The organism is Rheinheimera mesophila (assembly GCF_000986865.1).
Lineage (GTDB): Bacteria > Pseudomonadota > Gammaproteobacteria > Enterobacterales > Alteromonadaceae > Pararheinheimera > Pararheinheimera mesophila.
Genome location: NZ_LAVS01000073.1, coordinates 1 through 420, shown reverse-complemented (window position 1 = coordinate 420; position 420 = coordinate 1). Strand labels below are relative to the sequence as shown.

Genomic DNA, 420 nt, shown 5'->3' with positions numbered 1-420 from the left:
ACACAAGGTTAGGTTTCACTGGCAAAGAACTTGAGAGTGCCACAGAGTCATTCTTGAAATTTAGTCACATAACAGGTTCTGACGGCGTACAAGCCGTTCAATTAATTACGCGTGCAATGGGTGATGCAGGTATTGAAGCTGATGAGTATCAAAGTGTACTTGATATGGTAGCGAAAGCAGCACAGGCTAGCGGTATAAGTGTTGATACATTAGCTGATAGCATTACTAAATACGGTGCTCCAATGAGGGCTATGGGCTTTGAGATGAAAGAATCAATCGCTTTATTCTCTCAATGGGAGAAATCAGGTGTTAATACTGAAATAGCCTTCAATGGTTTGAAAAAAGCTATATCCAATTGGGGTAAAGCGGGTAAAGACCCAAGAGAAGAATTTAAGAAGACATTAGCAGAAATTGAAAGGA

1 protein-coding gene is annotated in these 420 nt (G+C 40.2%); it reads left to right on the top strand.

Going from position 1 to position 420, the window contains the following annotated elements; translation table 11 throughout:
- Positions 1–53: 53 nt before the first annotated feature.
- The coding region (locus tag SD53_RS12600) for a phage tail tape measure protein (protein WP_241481796.1) at positions 54–420 on the top strand (367 nt) is incomplete at its 3' end.